This window comes from Micromonospora sp. WMMC250, from assembly GCF_027460215.1.
GTDB classification, from domain to species: Bacteria; Actinomycetota; Actinomycetes; order Mycobacteriales; family Micromonosporaceae; genus Micromonospora; species Micromonospora taraxaci.
Genome location: NZ_JAPZBJ010000002.1, coordinates 1,358,878 through 1,372,608 on the forward strand (window position 1 = coordinate 1,358,878; position 13,731 = coordinate 1,372,608).

The following is a 13,731-nucleotide window of genomic DNA, read 5'->3' on the forward strand; positions in this document are numbered from 1 at the left end:
TCAGGACCAGCACCGCACACACTCCGTAAGGCGTCCTAGGATCCTGGGAGAACGGCGGTGGGCCGGCGCGGCTCTGGCAGTCGGTCCAGCACGGCGAGGGCGGCCCGGATGGAGCGACGTCGCAGCATTTCGTCGAAGCTCGCCCGCCCCTGGCAGAACTGCACGAACATCCGCCAGCCCGGCGGAGTCGCCAACAGGGCGTGGAACACGTCCGGGCGGCGGGTGAACACGTCCAACAGCCGGAACCCCGCCCGCATCTCCGGCACCAACCGCGCGGCGACCGCCCGTTCGTACCCCGCCAGGTCACCGTCGGCGACCGCCGCGCCGGCCAACCCGCCAGACCGCAACGCGAAGCTGATGCCCTCCCGGCTCCACGGCTCCAACAACCCCGCCGCATCCCCCACGACCAGCACCCGGCCGCTGCGCAACGGTGAATCCTCCGCACGGCACCGGGTCAGGTGACCGGAATCGTGCTCCGCGGGCAACCCGGTCAACCCCAACCGGTCGACGAACCGCCGCAGGTACTCCCGCGTCCCCTCCCCCGCTCCCCGACCGGCGATCACACCGACGGTCAGGCGGTCACCCTTCGGGAAGACCCAGGCGTACGAGCCCGGCATGTCGCCCCAGTCCAGCAGCAACAACCCCCGCCACCGCTCCCGCTCCGCCGGGGGCACCGGGAGCTCCAGCTCCAGCCCCAGGTCCACCTGCCGGTACCGGACCCCGACGTGCCGGGCGGTCACCCCCGACGACCCGTCGGCGCCGATCACCGTCCGGGCCGCGATCGTCGTACCGTCGGCCAGCCGCAGGCGTACCCCCTCGGGATCCTGCTCGATCCCGCGGACCGCGACCCGCTCCCGGACGTGCGCGCCGGCGGCGACCGCCGCCGCGCGCAGCCGGTCGTCGAACTCCTCCCGGCGCACCATCGTCACCACCGGGCTGTCGTGCTGGCGGGTGAACTCCCGGCGACCCTCCCGGGTGAACGTGACAGTGTCCACCCAGTCGTGCGCGGGCACCTCGATCAGCCCCTCGACGGCCGCCAGGGAGGTGCCGATCAGGCCACCGCCGCAGGTCTTGTACCGCGGATGGACGGCCCGCTCGACAACGAGTGTGGAGACACCGGCGCGGGCAGCGGCGTGTGCCGCGGAGAGCCCGGCGGGGCCGGCGCCGACGACGACGAGGTCCCAGACGATCACGACAGCAGCCTAGGCCACAGCCGGTCCGCCACCACCGGACCCGCCGACCGCCCGATCGGGTGTGCATCTTCGGTCAGCTAGGGGGTAACCGGCGCACGGCAGCCGCCACGCGATGGCGGACGAACGGAGGAGGAACCATGCAGCAGGTGCAACTGTCGGAGGCCGAGCAACGGGTGTACCAGGCGGTCACCACCCTGGAGGCACGCGGACAGGTGCCGTACCCGGACCTGATCGCCGAGGAGTCCGGGTTGACCGAGGAGCAGGTCGGCAGCCCCCTGCACCTGCTCACCGAGAAGGGCCTGCTGCACCGCGAGGACTCACCGATGGCCGGTCTCGACTTCGGCCCCCGGTTCTGCGCCCGCCAGATGGCGTGACCGGCGGGACCCCACGAGACGGTTCGCCCCCCGCTGACCCGGGTAGCGCTCAGGGATGCGCGACCAACGGTCACCGGGGGGCACGATGAGCACGGCGCAGCCGGTGACGGCGGCCGAGAACCGGCGGCGTTGGCAGGCCGTCGGCGTCGGCCTGGTCGCCGCGTTCATGACGCTGCTCGACGTCAGCATCGTCAACGTCGCGGTGCCGTCCATCGACCGTGCGCTGCACGCCTCCCCGAGCGACCTGCAGTGGGTCCTCTCCGGGTACGCGCTCACCTTCGGCCTGGCGCTGGTCCCCGCCGGCCGCTTCGGCGACGCCCGAGGCCGGCGCAACGCGTTCGTCTTCGGTATCGCCCTGTTCACGATCACCAGCGCACTCGCCGGCCTCGCCACCTCACCGACCTGGCTGGTCGTCACCCGGCTCCTCCAGGGCGCCGCCGCCGGCATCGTCAACCCGCAGGTCATCGGGCTCATCCAGCAACTGTTCCGCGGTCCGGAGCGGGCCCGCCCCTTCGGGCTGCTCGGTGCCACCATCGGCATCTCCACAGCGGTCGGGCCGTTGCTCGGTGGGTTGCTCATCGCCATCGGCGGCGAGGAACACGGGTGGCGCTGGGTCTTCTTCGTCAACGTGCCGGTCGGCATCCTCGCGGTGATCCTCGGCTGGCGTCTGCTGCCCGGCCGCCCCGCAGGTCAACCCGGCTGGCGTCAACTCGACCCCGTCGGTGTTCTCCTCCTCGGGGTGGGCGTGGTGCTGGTCCTGCTCCCGCTCGTGCAGGAACAGCAGTGGGAGACACCCTGGAAGTGGGCGCTCATCCCGATCGGCCTGGCCGTGCTGGTCGTCTTCGGGCTGTGGGAGCGGCGGTACGAACACCACCACCAACCCCTGTTCGACCTTCGGCTGTTCAGCCTCCAGTCGTACACACTGGGCTCGCTGTTGGCGCTTGTCTACTTCGGTGGCTTCACCGCCATCTTCTTCATCTTCACGCTGTTCCTCCAGATGGGTCTCGGCTACAGCGCGCTCGTCGCCGGCCTGGCCATCACCCCGTTCGCCCTCGGCTCGGCGGCCGCCGCCGTCCTCGGTGGCCGCATCGTCAACCGCCTCGGCCGACCGCTGGTAGCCATCGGCCTGCTCACGGTGGTGGTCGGGCTGGCCGCGACGGTGGTCGCGCTGCGCCTCGCGCCGGACGCCCCGGCCCCCTGGGTCGCCGCCGGCCCACTGCTCGTCGCGGGCATCGGCAGCGGGCTCGTCATCGCCCCCAACCAGACGATCACCCTCTCCGAAGTGCCGGTGGCGCAGGCCGGCAGCGGCGCGGGCATGCTCCAGACCGGCCAGCGGATCGGTGCCGCGGCCGGCATCGCCGCCGTCGGCTCGATGTTCTTCTCGTCGCTGGCCGACACCCGTGGCGACTGGACCACCGCCTTCGAGCGGTCCCTCATACTGGCCACCGGCATCATCGGGCTCGCGCTGATCTGCGCCCTGGTCGACATCGTCCGCAACCACAACCACTGAATCGGGTACGCCGCTGGCCGGCACCCCGTTGTGGGGGTGCCGGCCAGCGGTCGGTGCTTGGTGGGGTCAGCTGTTCCAGTGCTGGCCGACCAGGTCGGTGGCCTGCTGCTCCCACTGGGCGTACGCGTCGGGGTAAGCGGAGACCTGCACGGTCTGCGCGGCATCCGTCAGGGGCATGTCCTGCCACCCGTCGACCTGCTTGAGGCCCTTGAGGAACGCGGTGGTCGAGTAGGCCGGGTCGGTGATCTGCTCCGGCGTGCCCCAACCACTGGACGGGCGCTGCTGGAACAGACCCAACGAGTCATGGTCGTTGGCGTCACCGAGGTGACCCAGGTTCTCCAACTTCGACTCCTGCAGACTCGTCGCGATCGAGATCACCGCGGCCCGCTCCGGCAGACCGGCCTTCTTCGTCGCGGCGATGATCGCCTTCACGTTCGCGGTCTGCTCACCGTTGAGGGTGATGTGCGACTGCTCGCCCTGCGGCTTCGGCGCCACCGACTGCACGGCGGCGGCAACGGGCTTGGCGTCCACGGTCGGGGTGGCGGCGTGGGCGGCGACCGGACCGGCGAACACACCACCGGCGAAGGCCAGACCAGCAACAGACAGCACACTCTTACGCATGATCGTGTTCATGGGGGAAGCTCCTTCGGGGGTAAAGACACCCGCCTGACTGCGGCAGGTGTGAGCACCTCGTCCGGCGCTGCAACAAAAGCCTTGAGGGATCATCGGCGGCCTGCGAACGGGGGGCTCGCGGCGCCGGGTCCCTGTGTAACGACCCGAGGGCCGGGGTCATTCCGGCTCCGTGGCACCGGGTGGAGCGGGGGTGCCGGTCGGGCTGGGGTCCAGGTGTAACGACCCGGGGTCGGGGGTCATTCCAGGGGGTGGACCATCGCGCCGACAGGCCGTGGTCCTGCGATCGTCAGGGTGTGTAACGACCCCGACCCGGTCATGATTCCGGCCGCGAAGTGGCCCCGACCACACGCCAAACCACCCAAACGGAACAAACCGTACAGGACAACCCGACCTCAGACCCCAAACCGCCCAGGCCGGCGGGCAGAACACCCCAGCTCACGCATGATCCACACGAGTTCGCTGATGTCGCGGTATCCGTGAGGGCTTGATACCGCGACTTCGCCGAAACGGAGTCGATCAAGGCGTGCGGGTGGGCCAATACCGACAGACCGGACTCGCGTTACGACTGGATGCAGGCCAGGCAGCGTCAGGACAGGGCACCACGTAGGGCACGGACCTCGAAACCGCGTGATCCACTCGACTTCGTGAAAACCGGGGCATCGGAGACGGTCTGACACCCCGACTTCAACGAAAAGCGAGTCGATCAAGACGGGTCGGTCAGGACCGCGCACCCAGCACAAGGCTGGCGCCCATCGGAGTGCTCCGACGGGCGCCAGCCTCAGTGCTGTCCGGGCGCTGCCCGGTAGTGCGGGTTAGTGCGCGGCACCGCCGAAGCGCTGGCGGCGACGCCAGGCCAGGGTCAGCAGCAACATGATCGCGCCGGCGCCGACCAGGCCACCGCCGAGCTTCATGGGCGTGCCGAGGCTGTCACCCGTGACGGGCAGCGGCTGCTTCTTGGGCAGCACCCGTAGCTCGGTGCTGGCGGTACGGCCGGACTCCCGACCCACGGCCGTGAAGGTCAGCAGACCCGTCACGGACGGCTTGTAGCTCTTGGTGAAGCGCCCCTGGGCGTCGGTGTACGCCGTGAAGTTCAGCGGTGCGCTCGCCTGGTAGGCCACCGGGGCCATGGCTACGGTGCTGCCGTCGCTGCGGCGAGCCGGAGCCTGACCGCCGACCGGAGCGGCCAGCGGGGTGACCGTCACCGAGATGTCGACGGTCTCGTTCGGGCCGAAGTTGGTGCCGGTCAGGATGACCGTCTCGCCGATGAAGATCGTCGGCCGGTTGACAGTCAGCGATGCCGCTGTCGGCGGGTACGGCGGCGGTTGGGGCGGGTCAGTGGTCGCGCTGGGCGCCGGCTGCGGCTGCGCCGCCCCCGCTGCCGTCGGCACGGCCACCACGGCCAGGCCGACCGTGAGCGCCATGATGATGCGGGATAGCCGCATGATTGGTTCCCTCCTACTGGTCACAGCTTGGTGCGGAATGAACTTGGGTGGTCCAGGGGCTGGCGGTGGGGGTCAGCCACAGCTCGGCCTGCCCGACGCCGGTCTTGGCTGTCAACACGGTGGCCTCCAACGTCTTCTCGGCGCCAGGAGCGACGTCGACGCTGGCGGTCGCCACCTGACGGCGACGTTCGGTGCCGCTACCAACGGCCGTCTCGGCCCCGTCGAGCCGGGCCTCGAGCACCGCTCCGCCCGCAGGGCTGAAGATCGACACCAACGTGCGGACGGTGTACGGATCACCAGCCATACCGAGACCGAGGACGGACTTGGTGAGTCCGGACTTCGGCGCCGTCGAGCGCAGGGTCACCCGCAGCCGGAGTTCGCGGCGACCGTCCGAGCGGCATTCGCCGACCGTCACGTTCGCCGTCTGTCGTAGGTAGTAGCCGAGCTTCGCGCCGCTGCCGTCGTTGAGGAACACGCCGACAGTCGGCACGGTGTCCTGTTCCGGAAGCGTCCCGGCCATCCGGCTGTCGCCGAACGTCCGCTGTTCCTCAGGTCGGGCACTCCAGAACAATATCCGCCGTTCGGTGATAGCACGGTCAAATGCGGACAACAACACCCTAGGGTTGACATTCTTCTTGAAGAAGGCGTCAAAGACGGCAGCCGCCGACGCCGCGAAGAACTCGTCCTGCTGCTCGACGTCGAGCCGTCGGTAACTGTCGTTGAGCAGCGTCTGCACCACCTTCTCGCTGGCCAGCGGCACACCGCCGGGCACCAGCACCGGGCCCGTCGCCTTGAGCAGGTAGGACAGCACCACCGGGTCGACGGCGAGTACGCCGTCGACGGTGGTGCCCGTCTTACGCCGGAACATCTCGCGGTACAGCGTCGCCGCGGTCGGGAAGTGCGGGGACAGATTGACGTCGGCCGGATAGATGCCGGGGAGGTCGGCCCAGAGCGCGCGGGTCTCGGCGGGCACCTTCAGCGCCGGTTTGAAGAAGCCGAGCGAGGATGAACTGCCCTGCTTGCCCATCTTCACCGCGCCGTTCGCCGCCTCGATTATCGCGTACGCGCCGAACATGCCTCCGGTGGCGCGCAGCTCGGCGGGGTTCTGCGAGACCAGCAGGTACCGCCGCGGTCCGTTCGCGCCGAGCAGTGGCGGGAGCAGGCGGGCGCCCTGGTCGGCAGCCGTGGTGAGGCCGGCCAGGCGGTCGATCTCGCCGCGCAGGTCGACGAGCGCCTGCCGGACCTGGTCGACCAGGCCGTCGACCGGCACCGTCGCGAGGTCTCGGCGCGTGCCCTGCACGGACTCGTTGGCCCGGGTCAGTTCGGCGGAGACGCCGCTGAGCCGGGCCAGGTCCAGACGACCTCCGGTCGGGACGAGGCTGGTCAGGTCCATCCGGAGCAGGGTCGGGAACGCCTGCCGTGCCAACTCGTCGATGGCGGCAGCGATCTGCTGAACGGCATCCAGGTTGTCGCCCACCATGGGGGTATGCCGACCAAGCCGCCAGCTCGGATCGCTGGTCGCCGCACGGGCCGCGCGGGACTGCTCCTGAAGGGCGGCAAGGGTCCGCTGAGCACGGTCGGTGTCCCCGCCGACCACGAGAGCGCTCAGCTCTCGGGCGAGGCCGGCGGCGTTGAGCAGGTGGGCACGCGCCTGCCAGCCGCGAAAGCCGACCCAACCGCCGGCCGCCAGCAGAAGCGAGCCGACCACCAGGGCGCTGAGGAGGGCACGTCGCAGTCGGGCACGCCGACGGCGTCGGGACCGGCTCCGCCGCCGGGTCGGCCGTTCGCTTTCCGTCACACCACACTCCCATTCGGGGAATCGGACAGATGGTCGATTCCCTGACGTTTCTAGCACGCGTCTGGGAATTTCATGTCGTTATCGCAACGATTGCCGTTTAAGCGAGGTTTCCTCGCAGCTCGGCGGCCGGTGCGGTGGCCCGTCCGGCCGCCTCGTGCAGCAGCCGCTCGATCCGGTCCACCCCGGCGGGCAGCGACATCTCCCGCAGGTACGCCGACCGCCCTCGGCGGCCCATCTCGACCCGAGCGGGAGGCGGGATGGTGGCGGCCAGCCAGAACCGGTCGGCCAGCGCCGCCCAGTCCTCCGGCGGGCAGGAGAGACCGGCCCTGGCCCGTTCGACCAGCTCGGCCGTATCTCCGCCGGCCGATGCGACCACCGGGGCAGCAGACGAGAGCGCGGCCTGGAGCTTGCCCGGCACCGTGCCGCGCAGCTCCGGAAGGTCGCGCAGCATGATCAGCTGGTAGTCGGCGGCGGCGTACAGCTCGGGCATGTCGACAGGGGACCGTCGCTCCACGAAGCGGACATTGTCCGCGCCCAGCTCGGCGGCGAGCCCCCGCACCCGCCGCTCGTCCGCGCCCGAACCGACGAGGACCAGGTCCATGGTCCGGTCCAGAGCCGCTGCCGCCCGGACCGCGGTCTCCAGTCCCTGCCGCGCGCCGATGGTCCCGGCGTGCATCACCACGCACCGACCGTCCCGACGGACCAGCTGGCGGGCCGCCACGCCGGGCGTCACGGGGTGGAAGATCCGCTCGTCGGTCCAGTTGAGCACCTCTCGGACCCGGGTCGGGTCGGCCCCCGCGGCGACCACCAGATCCCGCATCGACGGCGCGGCCACCGCGATCCGCGCCGCGGTCCGAAAGATCCGGGTCATCGTGCTGCCCATCCGCGCCGCCCAGCGGTCCTCGCCGGCCTCCTCGGCGCCGTCACGGGTCCAGACGTCCTGCACGTGCAGCACCGCCGGCACCTGTCCGAGCAGCCGGAGCACACCGGCGGTGGCGAACGTCGTCGCCGGTAGTTGGAAGACGTAGAGCGCGTCCAGATCGGCGAAGTACCGCCGGGCGACCCATGTCGCGCTGCCCGCGAAGGAGAGGTAGTTGGCCATGCGGCCCCTGGTGGACGTGGCCCGCCCGGGGTAGCGCGGCACCCGTCGGACGGTCAGCTGCCTGCTGTGCGTCTCGTGGTGCCAACGCTGCCGCCAGCCGGGATAGACGTGCCCGCCCGGGTAGTCCGGGAACCCGGTGAGCACCCGAACCTCGTGCCCACGCGCGGCCAACTCCTCCGCGAGGCTGCCGGGGATGAACGCCGGTTCGGGCGGAAAGTGGTACGACAGGATGCCGATCCTCACTGACCCGCCCCCGTCCGGCATGGATTGGCGTCGGTCGGCGCGGCACGACGACCGGCGGGCGTCTCGCGCGCGTACGATGCCGACAACCCCTCCCCGCGCGACCACCGGCGTCGACGCACCGTCCCATCGGTGTGGACACCCGTGTCCGCACCGATGAGAGGGGCTCCGATGGCCGATCGTGTGCTGTTCGTCTGCCACGCCAACCTGTGCCGGTCGCCGATGGCCGAGTTCCTGGCCCGCCGACTGCTGGCCGGCCGGCCCGTCACAGTGGCCAGTGCCGGCACCGACGCGATCGACGGGCTGGGAATGCACCCGTACGCCATGGAGGTCGCGACCGACAGCGGCGCGGACCCGGCGGCGTTCCGGACCCGGGCGTTGCGCCCCGAGTACCTTGCCGACGCGACGCTCGTGCTGACCGCGACCCGGCGCCAGCGCTCGGTCTGCACCGCGCTGGCGCCGGCGGCGCTGCACCGGACGTTCACGGTGCGCCAGTTCGGCCGGCTGGCCGCGGCGGCCGAACCGCCCGCCGGGCCGGCCGACGACTCGTTGCAGGCGGCGATCGCCGCCGCCGCCCTCGCCCGGGGACGGCTGCAACCCGCCGCTCCGGACGCGGACGACCTCCAGGACCCGATCGGCGGCACCGCCGCCGACTTCCGACGCTGCGCCGAGGAGATCGAACGGTCGCTGCGACCCCTCGCGGCGCTCATCGGGGCAGCCGGGTGAGTTCCTGGGTGTGGTCGGTGACGCCGTTGAGGCCACCGGCGGTCGCGACATGCCGACCGGTTGCGGATCGTTCGGTCGGCACCGACGTCGTGGGCGTCGAGGCGACCACCCGGTAAGCCTCGTACTGGTACGCCTCGGCCTTGGCCACCTTCGCCATGTTGAGCACGCAGCCGAGCAGACGCACCGAAACCGAGTGCAGTGAGCGGGCGGCGGCGGCGACCTGGCTTCGCGAGGTACGGCCCTGCTGGGTCACCAGCAGCGCGCCGTCGGCCTGCACGGCCACGACCACGCCGTCGGTCACCGCGAGCAGCGGCGCGGTGTCGATGATCACGATGTCCGCCGACTCCCGGAGCGCCAGCAGCAGGTCCGACATCGCCTTGGAGCCGAGCAGCTCGCTCGGGTTCGGCGGGGCGGAACCGCTGGGCAGCACCAACAGCGACTTGTCCCCCCAGCGCTGCACGACGTCGCCGACCTGCACGTCGCCGACCAGCACGTCGGTGAGGCCGACACCAGCGTCCAGGCCCAGGTAGTCGTCGACCTTCGGACGACGCAGGTCCGCGTCGACCAGCAGCACCCGCCAACCCGCCTCGGCCAGCGCGATGGCCAGGTTGCAGGAGAGCGTGGTCTTCCCCTCACCCTGCAGCGCGCTGGTCACGGCGATGACCCGAGCCGGCTCGTGGACATCCACGAACCGCAGATTGGTACGCAACTTGCGGACCGCCTCGGCACGCGCCGAGGTGGAAGCGTCGCCCACGATCAGCGGCGCGCTGCGGGCGTTGCCCTCGAACGGAATCTCGCCGAGCAGAGGGCTGCCGGTGGCTCGTTGCAGACCGGCGGCGTCGCGCAGTCGGACGTCGGCGACGCCGCGCAGGATCGCCAGACCGATACCGAGGATCAGACCGATCACACCACCAAGGGTGAGGTTCCGGACCGGCTGCGGCGAGACGGGGTTGGCGCTCACGCGGGGGCCGCTGACCACCTCGATCTTGATCGGCGCCTTGCCCTCCGGCGTCGTCTCGACCTTCTGGACGAGTTCGACGAACTTGGTGGCGAGGGTCTCCGTCACCCGCAACGCGCGGGTCTGATCGGTGTCGGTGACCGACGCCTGAAGCATGACGGTGCCGGTCTGGGTGGAGGTCTTCACCCGTTGCTGCACCTCGTCCGCGGTGAGGCCGACCGGGGTCTCGGCCACGACGCTCTGTGCCAGTCGGTCGCTGGTGAGCAGGTCCGCGTACGACTTGACGCGCTGCTGGAGGAAGAGCCCACCCTGGTATGCCTCGCTGACGCCCGTGTTGGGGGTGGTGACGAAGAACGTCACCGAGGCGACGTACCGGGGTTGGGCGCGCACGGTCAGGAACGCCGAGACGCCGAGGGCCACCATGACCGTGACCAGCGCAACCCACCAGTGCCTACGCACGTGACGCAAATGGCGGAGCAGATCCATCAGGCGTGCCTCCGTGCCGGTCCGGTTACGCCAAAGAACTTCACGAAAACCCCCAAGGTCGTCTCTAAACTCGTGAAACCATTAAAGCGGCTCATGCGGCTTATGTCCGGAGTTATGTATTTTCCGTAGTGCGACATGCATCCGGATGACCAACCCGAGAACCACCCATTCGGCAGCGGCGACAACGAGGAAAAAGTCGAAGCCGGTCAGGCAACGTCCGATCGGCCCAGTGTTCGCCGCCGGACGCGAAGCCGGATGTGTCCGCAGTGGTGTGCCGGGAAGCCTGGTCGGCGAGTGGATTCATGCCGTCCTGACGCCCGAGGTGGCCCCGCAGATGACCCCCCGCACCCCGCCATCCGACCGGCGCCCACCGAAGATCCGGCTGTTCACCCGGTCGTCCTGGCCGCAGGCCCGACACCTGGCCGACGTGCTGCGTACCGAGACCGTGGGCGGCGCGCTGCTGCTACTCGGCGCCGCTGTCGCGCTCGTCTGGGCCAACTCCCCCTGGTCCGACTCGTACACCCGGCTCGCCCACTGGGTCCCCTGGCCCGGCGGCGCGTCCTGGCACCTGGACCTCGATGTCGCCGCGTGGGCGGCGGACGGCCTGCTGGCCATCTTCTTCTTCGTGGTGGGCCTCGAACTCAAGCGGGAGTTCGTCGCCGGGGACCTGCGCGACCCACGCCGGGCCGCGCTGCCGGTGGTCGCCGCGCTCGGCGGAATGCTGCTGCCGGCGCTGATCTACGTGGTGGTCGTCCTGAGCACGGGTGGAGAGGGACTACGCGGTTGGGCAGTTCCGACCGCCACCGACATCGCCTTCGCGCTCGCCGTTCTCGCGGTGGTCAGCACACATCTGCCCCACGGCCTACGCGCATTCCTGCTCACCCTCGCCGTGGTCGACGATCTGTTCGCGATCACCATCATCGCGGTCTTCTACACCGCCGACCTACAGCCCGCCGCACTGTTCGCCGCACTGGCGTCGATCGGGATCTTCGCGATTCTGGTACGGCGCGGAGGTGGCTGGCAGTGGGCGCTCGTCCCGCTGGCGGTCACCGCCTGGGCGCTGATGCACGCCTCCGGTGTGCACGCCACCGTGGCCGGCGTCCTACTCGGCTTCACGGTCCCGGTGCTGGCCGGTCCCCGGTCGGCGGCCGCCGACCGATCGTCCGCCGACGCCGAGGGTGGGCTCGCCGCGCGCCTGGAGCACCGCTGGCGTCCGGTGTCGGCCGGCTTCGCCGTACCGGTCTTCGCCCTGTTCGCCGCCGGGGTCACACTGCGTGGCAGCGACCTGACGGCCCTGCTGACCGACCCGGTGGTGATCGCCGTCGTCGCCGCTCTGGTGCTCGGCAAGAGCGTCGGTATCTTCGGCTCGACGTACCTGCTGGCCCGGTTCACCCGGGCCGAACTGGACGAGGACGTCACCTGGGCCGACCTGCTCGGTATCGCGATGCTCGGCGGCATCGGCTTCACGGTGTCGCTGCTCATCGGTGACCTGGCCTTCGGCGTCGACGACACCACCGACGGCCGGGTCAAGGCGGCCGTGCTTATCGGTTCGGTGATCTCCGCCGGGCTGGCCGCGGCGGTGCTCGTCCGGCGCAACGCGGCGTACCGCCGGGTGGCGGAGCGGGAACGGATCGACGCCGACGGCGACGGCGTGCCCGACATCTACCAGCGACCCGCCGAGGGTTGATCGGCGACCCGCCGACGACGACTCCGATCAGCGCCGACGGTCAGCGGGCGGCAGGTCCTCGGTCTCCTCGACCACCGCCTCGGCTGCGGGAGCGGTGAGGTCGTCGCCCGGCACCGCCACCTCCTCGACACGATCCTGCTCGTCGGGCTTCCCGCCGGGCGGCGGTTCGGGAGCGGTGCCAGCGCCGGAGAAGCCGTACTCGTTCGGTTCGTCGTGCCGGCTCATCTGGTCATCCTCCCGATTTCCTGGTGTCGCGTCCTAGCGCCAACGGTAGGTGGCAATCGTCTTCGGCGCAGGGGGCCGGGGATTGTCGCCCGGACCACGGGGTCGGAGCGCTCAGTGCCGCGCCGAGCAGTTGACGCAGGGCGATGATCGCCACCGCGCCGACCAGACCGTTCCAGCCGGGATCGCCGGCCAGCCGGATCAGCCCGGCCGCCGTCAGAAGGTCCAGCAGCAGTCGGACGCCGGTCTTCAGCGCACCGGTGCTGAGCACTGTCACCACGGCGACCACCAGGGCCAGGGCGGTCACCACCGTGACCAGGGATTCCATCACCCGTGACGCTCCCCCTCGGCCACCTGGCGCTGCTCCTGGCGGATCTCCCGGCCCAGGAAGTAGTTCAACGCCGTCCGGATCGTCGCGATCGCGGCCAGCTGGCCGATCTGCTCGAACGACGGGGACACCGCGGTCCGCAGCACGTCCGCCGCCAACTGGAACTCCAGGCCGAGAGTCAGGAACCGGCCCAGCGACAGCCGGATCGGAGTGAAACGGGCGGCGGTGCGGTGTCGCAGCCCCTCGACCACGAACCGCACCGCCGCCCAGACCGCGCCCACGAAGATCACCAGCGCGCCGGCCACCTCCACCACGGCCACCAACACCTGGTCGCCGTGTCGCAACAGCTCGGCCGGCTCCACCCCGGGCCGTTACCCGCCCTCGGGGCAGCTAGGCCCTCAGGTCAGCTCGTTCACCGCCTCCAGGATCAGCCACAGACCGGAGATGGCGAACAGGATCGCGGCGCCGTACTTGATGGTCTTCTCCGGCAGCCGACGACCGAGCATCCGACCGACCAGGATGGCCAACGCGTCCGCCGCCACCATGCCGATGGTGGAACCGAGCCAGGTGCCGAACCAGCCGTACTTGGTGGCCAGCGTGATCGTGGCGAGCATCGTCTTGTCACCCAGCTCGGCCAGGAAGAAGGCCACCGACACCGCCACCAGCGCGGTCTTGTTCGTCTTCTCCGCCTTGCGCTTCTCCTCCTCGGTGAGTTTGTCCCCGCGCAGGGTCCACGCGCCGAAGCCGAGGAACGCCACACCGGCCACCAGGGAGATCCACTCGGTCGGCAACACCGCCCCGAGGCCCGCGCCGATGGCGACCGACGCCAGGTGCACCACCGCCGTGGCGACAGTGATACCGATCAGCACCGGGATCGGCTTGAACCGCGTGGCGAAGGTCAACGCCATCAACTGGGACTTGTCTCCCAGCTCCGCGACGAAGATGACACCGAAGCTGACGACCAGCGCGGCGAAAAATCCCTCCATGACGTCCTTCCCGCTCATGCCGGGAGGAGGTACAGGGGCGCCCTCG

The 13,731-nt window shown here is 70.5% G+C and carries 14 protein-coding genes; 4 read left to right on the forward strand and 10 right to left on the reverse strand.

Annotation, left to right across the window (positions count from 1 at the left end; translation table 11 throughout):
* Nucleotides 1-35 precede the first annotated feature (35 nt).
* A complete protein-coding gene (locus O3438_RS05825; protein ID WP_269678944.1) occupies nucleotides 36-1,193 on the reverse strand; it encodes a geranylgeranyl reductase family protein in 1,158 nt (385 codons plus the stop codon).
* 137 nt (nucleotides 1,194-1,330) lie between these two features.
* Here O3438_RS05825 and O3438_RS05830 point away from each other — a divergent pair, with 137 nt between their 5' ends.
* Complete coding sequence (locus O3438_RS05830) at nucleotides 1,331-1,567, forward strand: hypothetical protein (RefSeq protein ID WP_030491902.1); 237 nt, start codon at nucleotides 1,331-1,333, stop codon at nucleotides 1,565-1,567.
* A gap of 85 nt (nucleotides 1,568-1,652) precedes the next feature.
* Nucleotides 1,653-3,077 (forward strand): MFS transporter, encoded by a 1,425-nt coding sequence (locus O3438_RS05835; RefSeq protein ID WP_442929562.1) that lies wholly within the window; start codon nucleotides 1,653-1,655, stop codon nucleotides 3,075-3,077.
* A gap of 66 nt (nucleotides 3,078-3,143) precedes the next feature.
* Here the strand turns inward: O3438_RS05835 and O3438_RS05840 are convergent, their stop codons facing one another.
* The 4 genes from O3438_RS05840 to O3438_RS05855 form a co-directional block, all read right to left on the reverse strand.
* Nucleotides 3,144-3,710, reverse strand: coding sequence for a hypothetical protein (locus O3438_RS05840; RefSeq protein WP_269678946.1), 567 nt, complete (start codon nucleotides 3,708-3,710; stop codon nucleotides 3,144-3,146).
* Nucleotides 3,711-4,522: 812 nt separating this feature from the next.
* Nucleotides 4,523-5,152 (reverse strand): hypothetical protein, encoded by a 630-nt coding sequence (locus O3438_RS05845; protein ID WP_269678947.1) that lies wholly within the window; start codon nucleotides 5,150-5,152, stop codon nucleotides 4,523-4,525.
* A 13-nt stretch (nucleotides 5,153-5,165) separates the two neighbouring features.
* Nucleotides 5,166-6,950 (reverse strand): DUF4012 domain-containing protein, encoded by a 1,785-nt coding sequence (locus tag O3438_RS05850; RefSeq protein WP_269678948.1) that lies wholly within the window; start codon nucleotides 6,948-6,950, stop codon nucleotides 5,166-5,168.
* A gap of 97 nt (nucleotides 6,951-7,047) precedes the next feature.
* Nucleotides 7,048-8,295 carry a glycosyltransferase family 4 protein gene (locus O3438_RS05855; protein ID WP_269678949.1) on the reverse strand — a complete coding sequence of 416 codons (1,248 nt, stop codon included), beginning with the start codon at nucleotides 8,293-8,295 and terminating at the stop codon, nucleotides 7,048-7,050.
* A gap of 168 nt (nucleotides 8,296-8,463) precedes the next feature.
* Here O3438_RS05855 and O3438_RS05860 point away from each other — a divergent pair, with 168 nt between their 5' ends.
* A complete protein-coding gene (locus O3438_RS05860) occupies nucleotides 8,464-9,018 on the forward strand; it encodes an arsenate reductase/protein-tyrosine-phosphatase family protein (RefSeq protein WP_269678950.1) in 555 nt (184 codons plus the stop codon).
* Here O3438_RS05860 and O3438_RS05865 read toward each other — a convergent pair.
* Nucleotides 8,999-10,462, reverse strand: a complete 1,464-nt coding sequence (locus O3438_RS05865; RefSeq protein ID WP_269678951.1) for a polysaccharide biosynthesis tyrosine autokinase — start codon at nucleotides 10,460-10,462, stop codon at nucleotides 8,999-9,001. The two genes, O3438_RS05860 and O3438_RS05865, sit on opposite strands and share 20 nt — an antisense overlap.
* Nucleotides 10,463-10,796: 334 nt before the next feature.
* Here O3438_RS05865 and nhaA point away from each other — a divergent pair, with 334 nt between their 5' ends.
* Complete coding sequence (gene nhaA / locus O3438_RS05870; protein WP_269678952.1) at nucleotides 10,797-12,149, forward strand: Na+/H+ antiporter NhaA; 1,353 nt, start codon at nucleotides 10,797-10,799, stop codon at nucleotides 12,147-12,149.
* Between the two features lie 27 nt (nucleotides 12,150-12,176).
* On the opposite strand, the gene O3438_RS05875 is transcribed toward nhaA, so the two are convergent.
* Genes O3438_RS05875 through O3438_RS05890 form a run of 4 tightly spaced genes read right to left on the reverse strand, consistent with a single transcriptional unit; the run spans nucleotide 12,177 to nucleotide 13,685 of the window.
* Nucleotides 12,177-12,374 (reverse strand): hypothetical protein, encoded by a 198-nt coding sequence (locus tag O3438_RS05875; RefSeq protein ID WP_269678953.1) that lies wholly within the window; start codon nucleotides 12,372-12,374, stop codon nucleotides 12,177-12,179.
* 4 nt (nucleotides 12,375-12,378) lie between these two features.
* Nucleotides 12,379-12,699 carry a hypothetical protein gene (locus O3438_RS05880; RefSeq protein WP_269678954.1) on the reverse strand — a complete coding sequence of 107 codons (321 nt, stop codon included), beginning with the start codon at nucleotides 12,697-12,699 and terminating at the stop codon, nucleotides 12,379-12,381.
* Nucleotides 12,699-13,061: a DUF1622 domain-containing protein gene (locus tag O3438_RS05885; protein WP_088989513.1), complete on the reverse strand. Its 363-nt coding sequence runs from the start codon at nucleotides 13,059-13,061 to the stop codon at nucleotides 12,699-12,701. The genes O3438_RS05880 and O3438_RS05885 overlap by 1 nt, the downstream gene beginning before the upstream one ends.
* A 36-nt stretch (nucleotides 13,062-13,097) precedes the next feature.
* The gene (locus tag O3438_RS05890) at nucleotides 13,098-13,685 is read right to left on the reverse strand and encodes a TMEM165/GDT1 family protein (RefSeq protein ID WP_145785637.1); all 588 of its coding nucleotides are present in this window, start codon (nucleotides 13,683-13,685) and stop codon (nucleotides 13,098-13,100) included.
* Nucleotides 13,686-13,731 lie beyond the last annotated feature (46 nt).

Excerpts from the sequence above, each read along its gene's own strand:
- O3438_RS05830 (WP_030491902.1), top strand. The coding sequence starts at position 1,331 with ATGCAGCAGGTGCAACTGTCGGAGGCCGAGCAACGGGTGTACCAGGCG.
- O3438_RS05835 (WP_442929562.1), top strand. The coding sequence starts at position 1,653 with ATGAGCACGGCGCAGCCGGTGACGGCGGCCGAGAACCGGCGGCGTTGG.
- O3438_RS05840 (WP_269678946.1), bottom strand. The coding sequence starts at position 3,710 with ATGAACACGATCATGCGTAAGAGTGTGCTGTCTGTTGCTGGTCTGGCC.
- O3438_RS05845 (WP_269678947.1), bottom strand. The coding sequence starts at position 5,152 with ATGCGGCTATCCCGCATCATCATGGCGCTCACGGTCGGCCTGGCCGTG.
- O3438_RS05860 (WP_269678950.1), top strand. The coding sequence starts at position 8,464 with ATGGCCGATCGTGTGCTGTTCGTCTGCCACGCCAACCTGTGCCGGTCG.
- O3438_RS05865 (WP_269678951.1), bottom strand. The coding sequence starts at position 10,462 with ATGGATCTGCTCCGCCATTTGCGTCACGTGCGTAGGCACTGGTGGGTT.
- nhaA (WP_269678952.1), top strand. The coding sequence starts at position 10,797 with ATGACCCCCCGCACCCCGCCATCCGACCGGCGCCCACCGAAGATCCGG.
- O3438_RS05875 (WP_269678953.1), bottom strand. The coding sequence starts at position 12,374 with ATGAGCCGGCACGACGAACCGAACGAGTACGGCTTCTCCGGCGCTGGC.
- O3438_RS05880 (WP_269678954.1), bottom strand. The coding sequence starts at position 12,699 with ATGGAATCCCTGGTCACGGTGGTGACCGCCCTGGCCCTGGTGGTCGCC.
- O3438_RS05890 (WP_145785637.1), bottom strand. The coding sequence starts at position 13,685 with ATGGAGGGATTTTTCGCCGCGCTGGTCGTCAGCTTCGGTGTCATCTTC.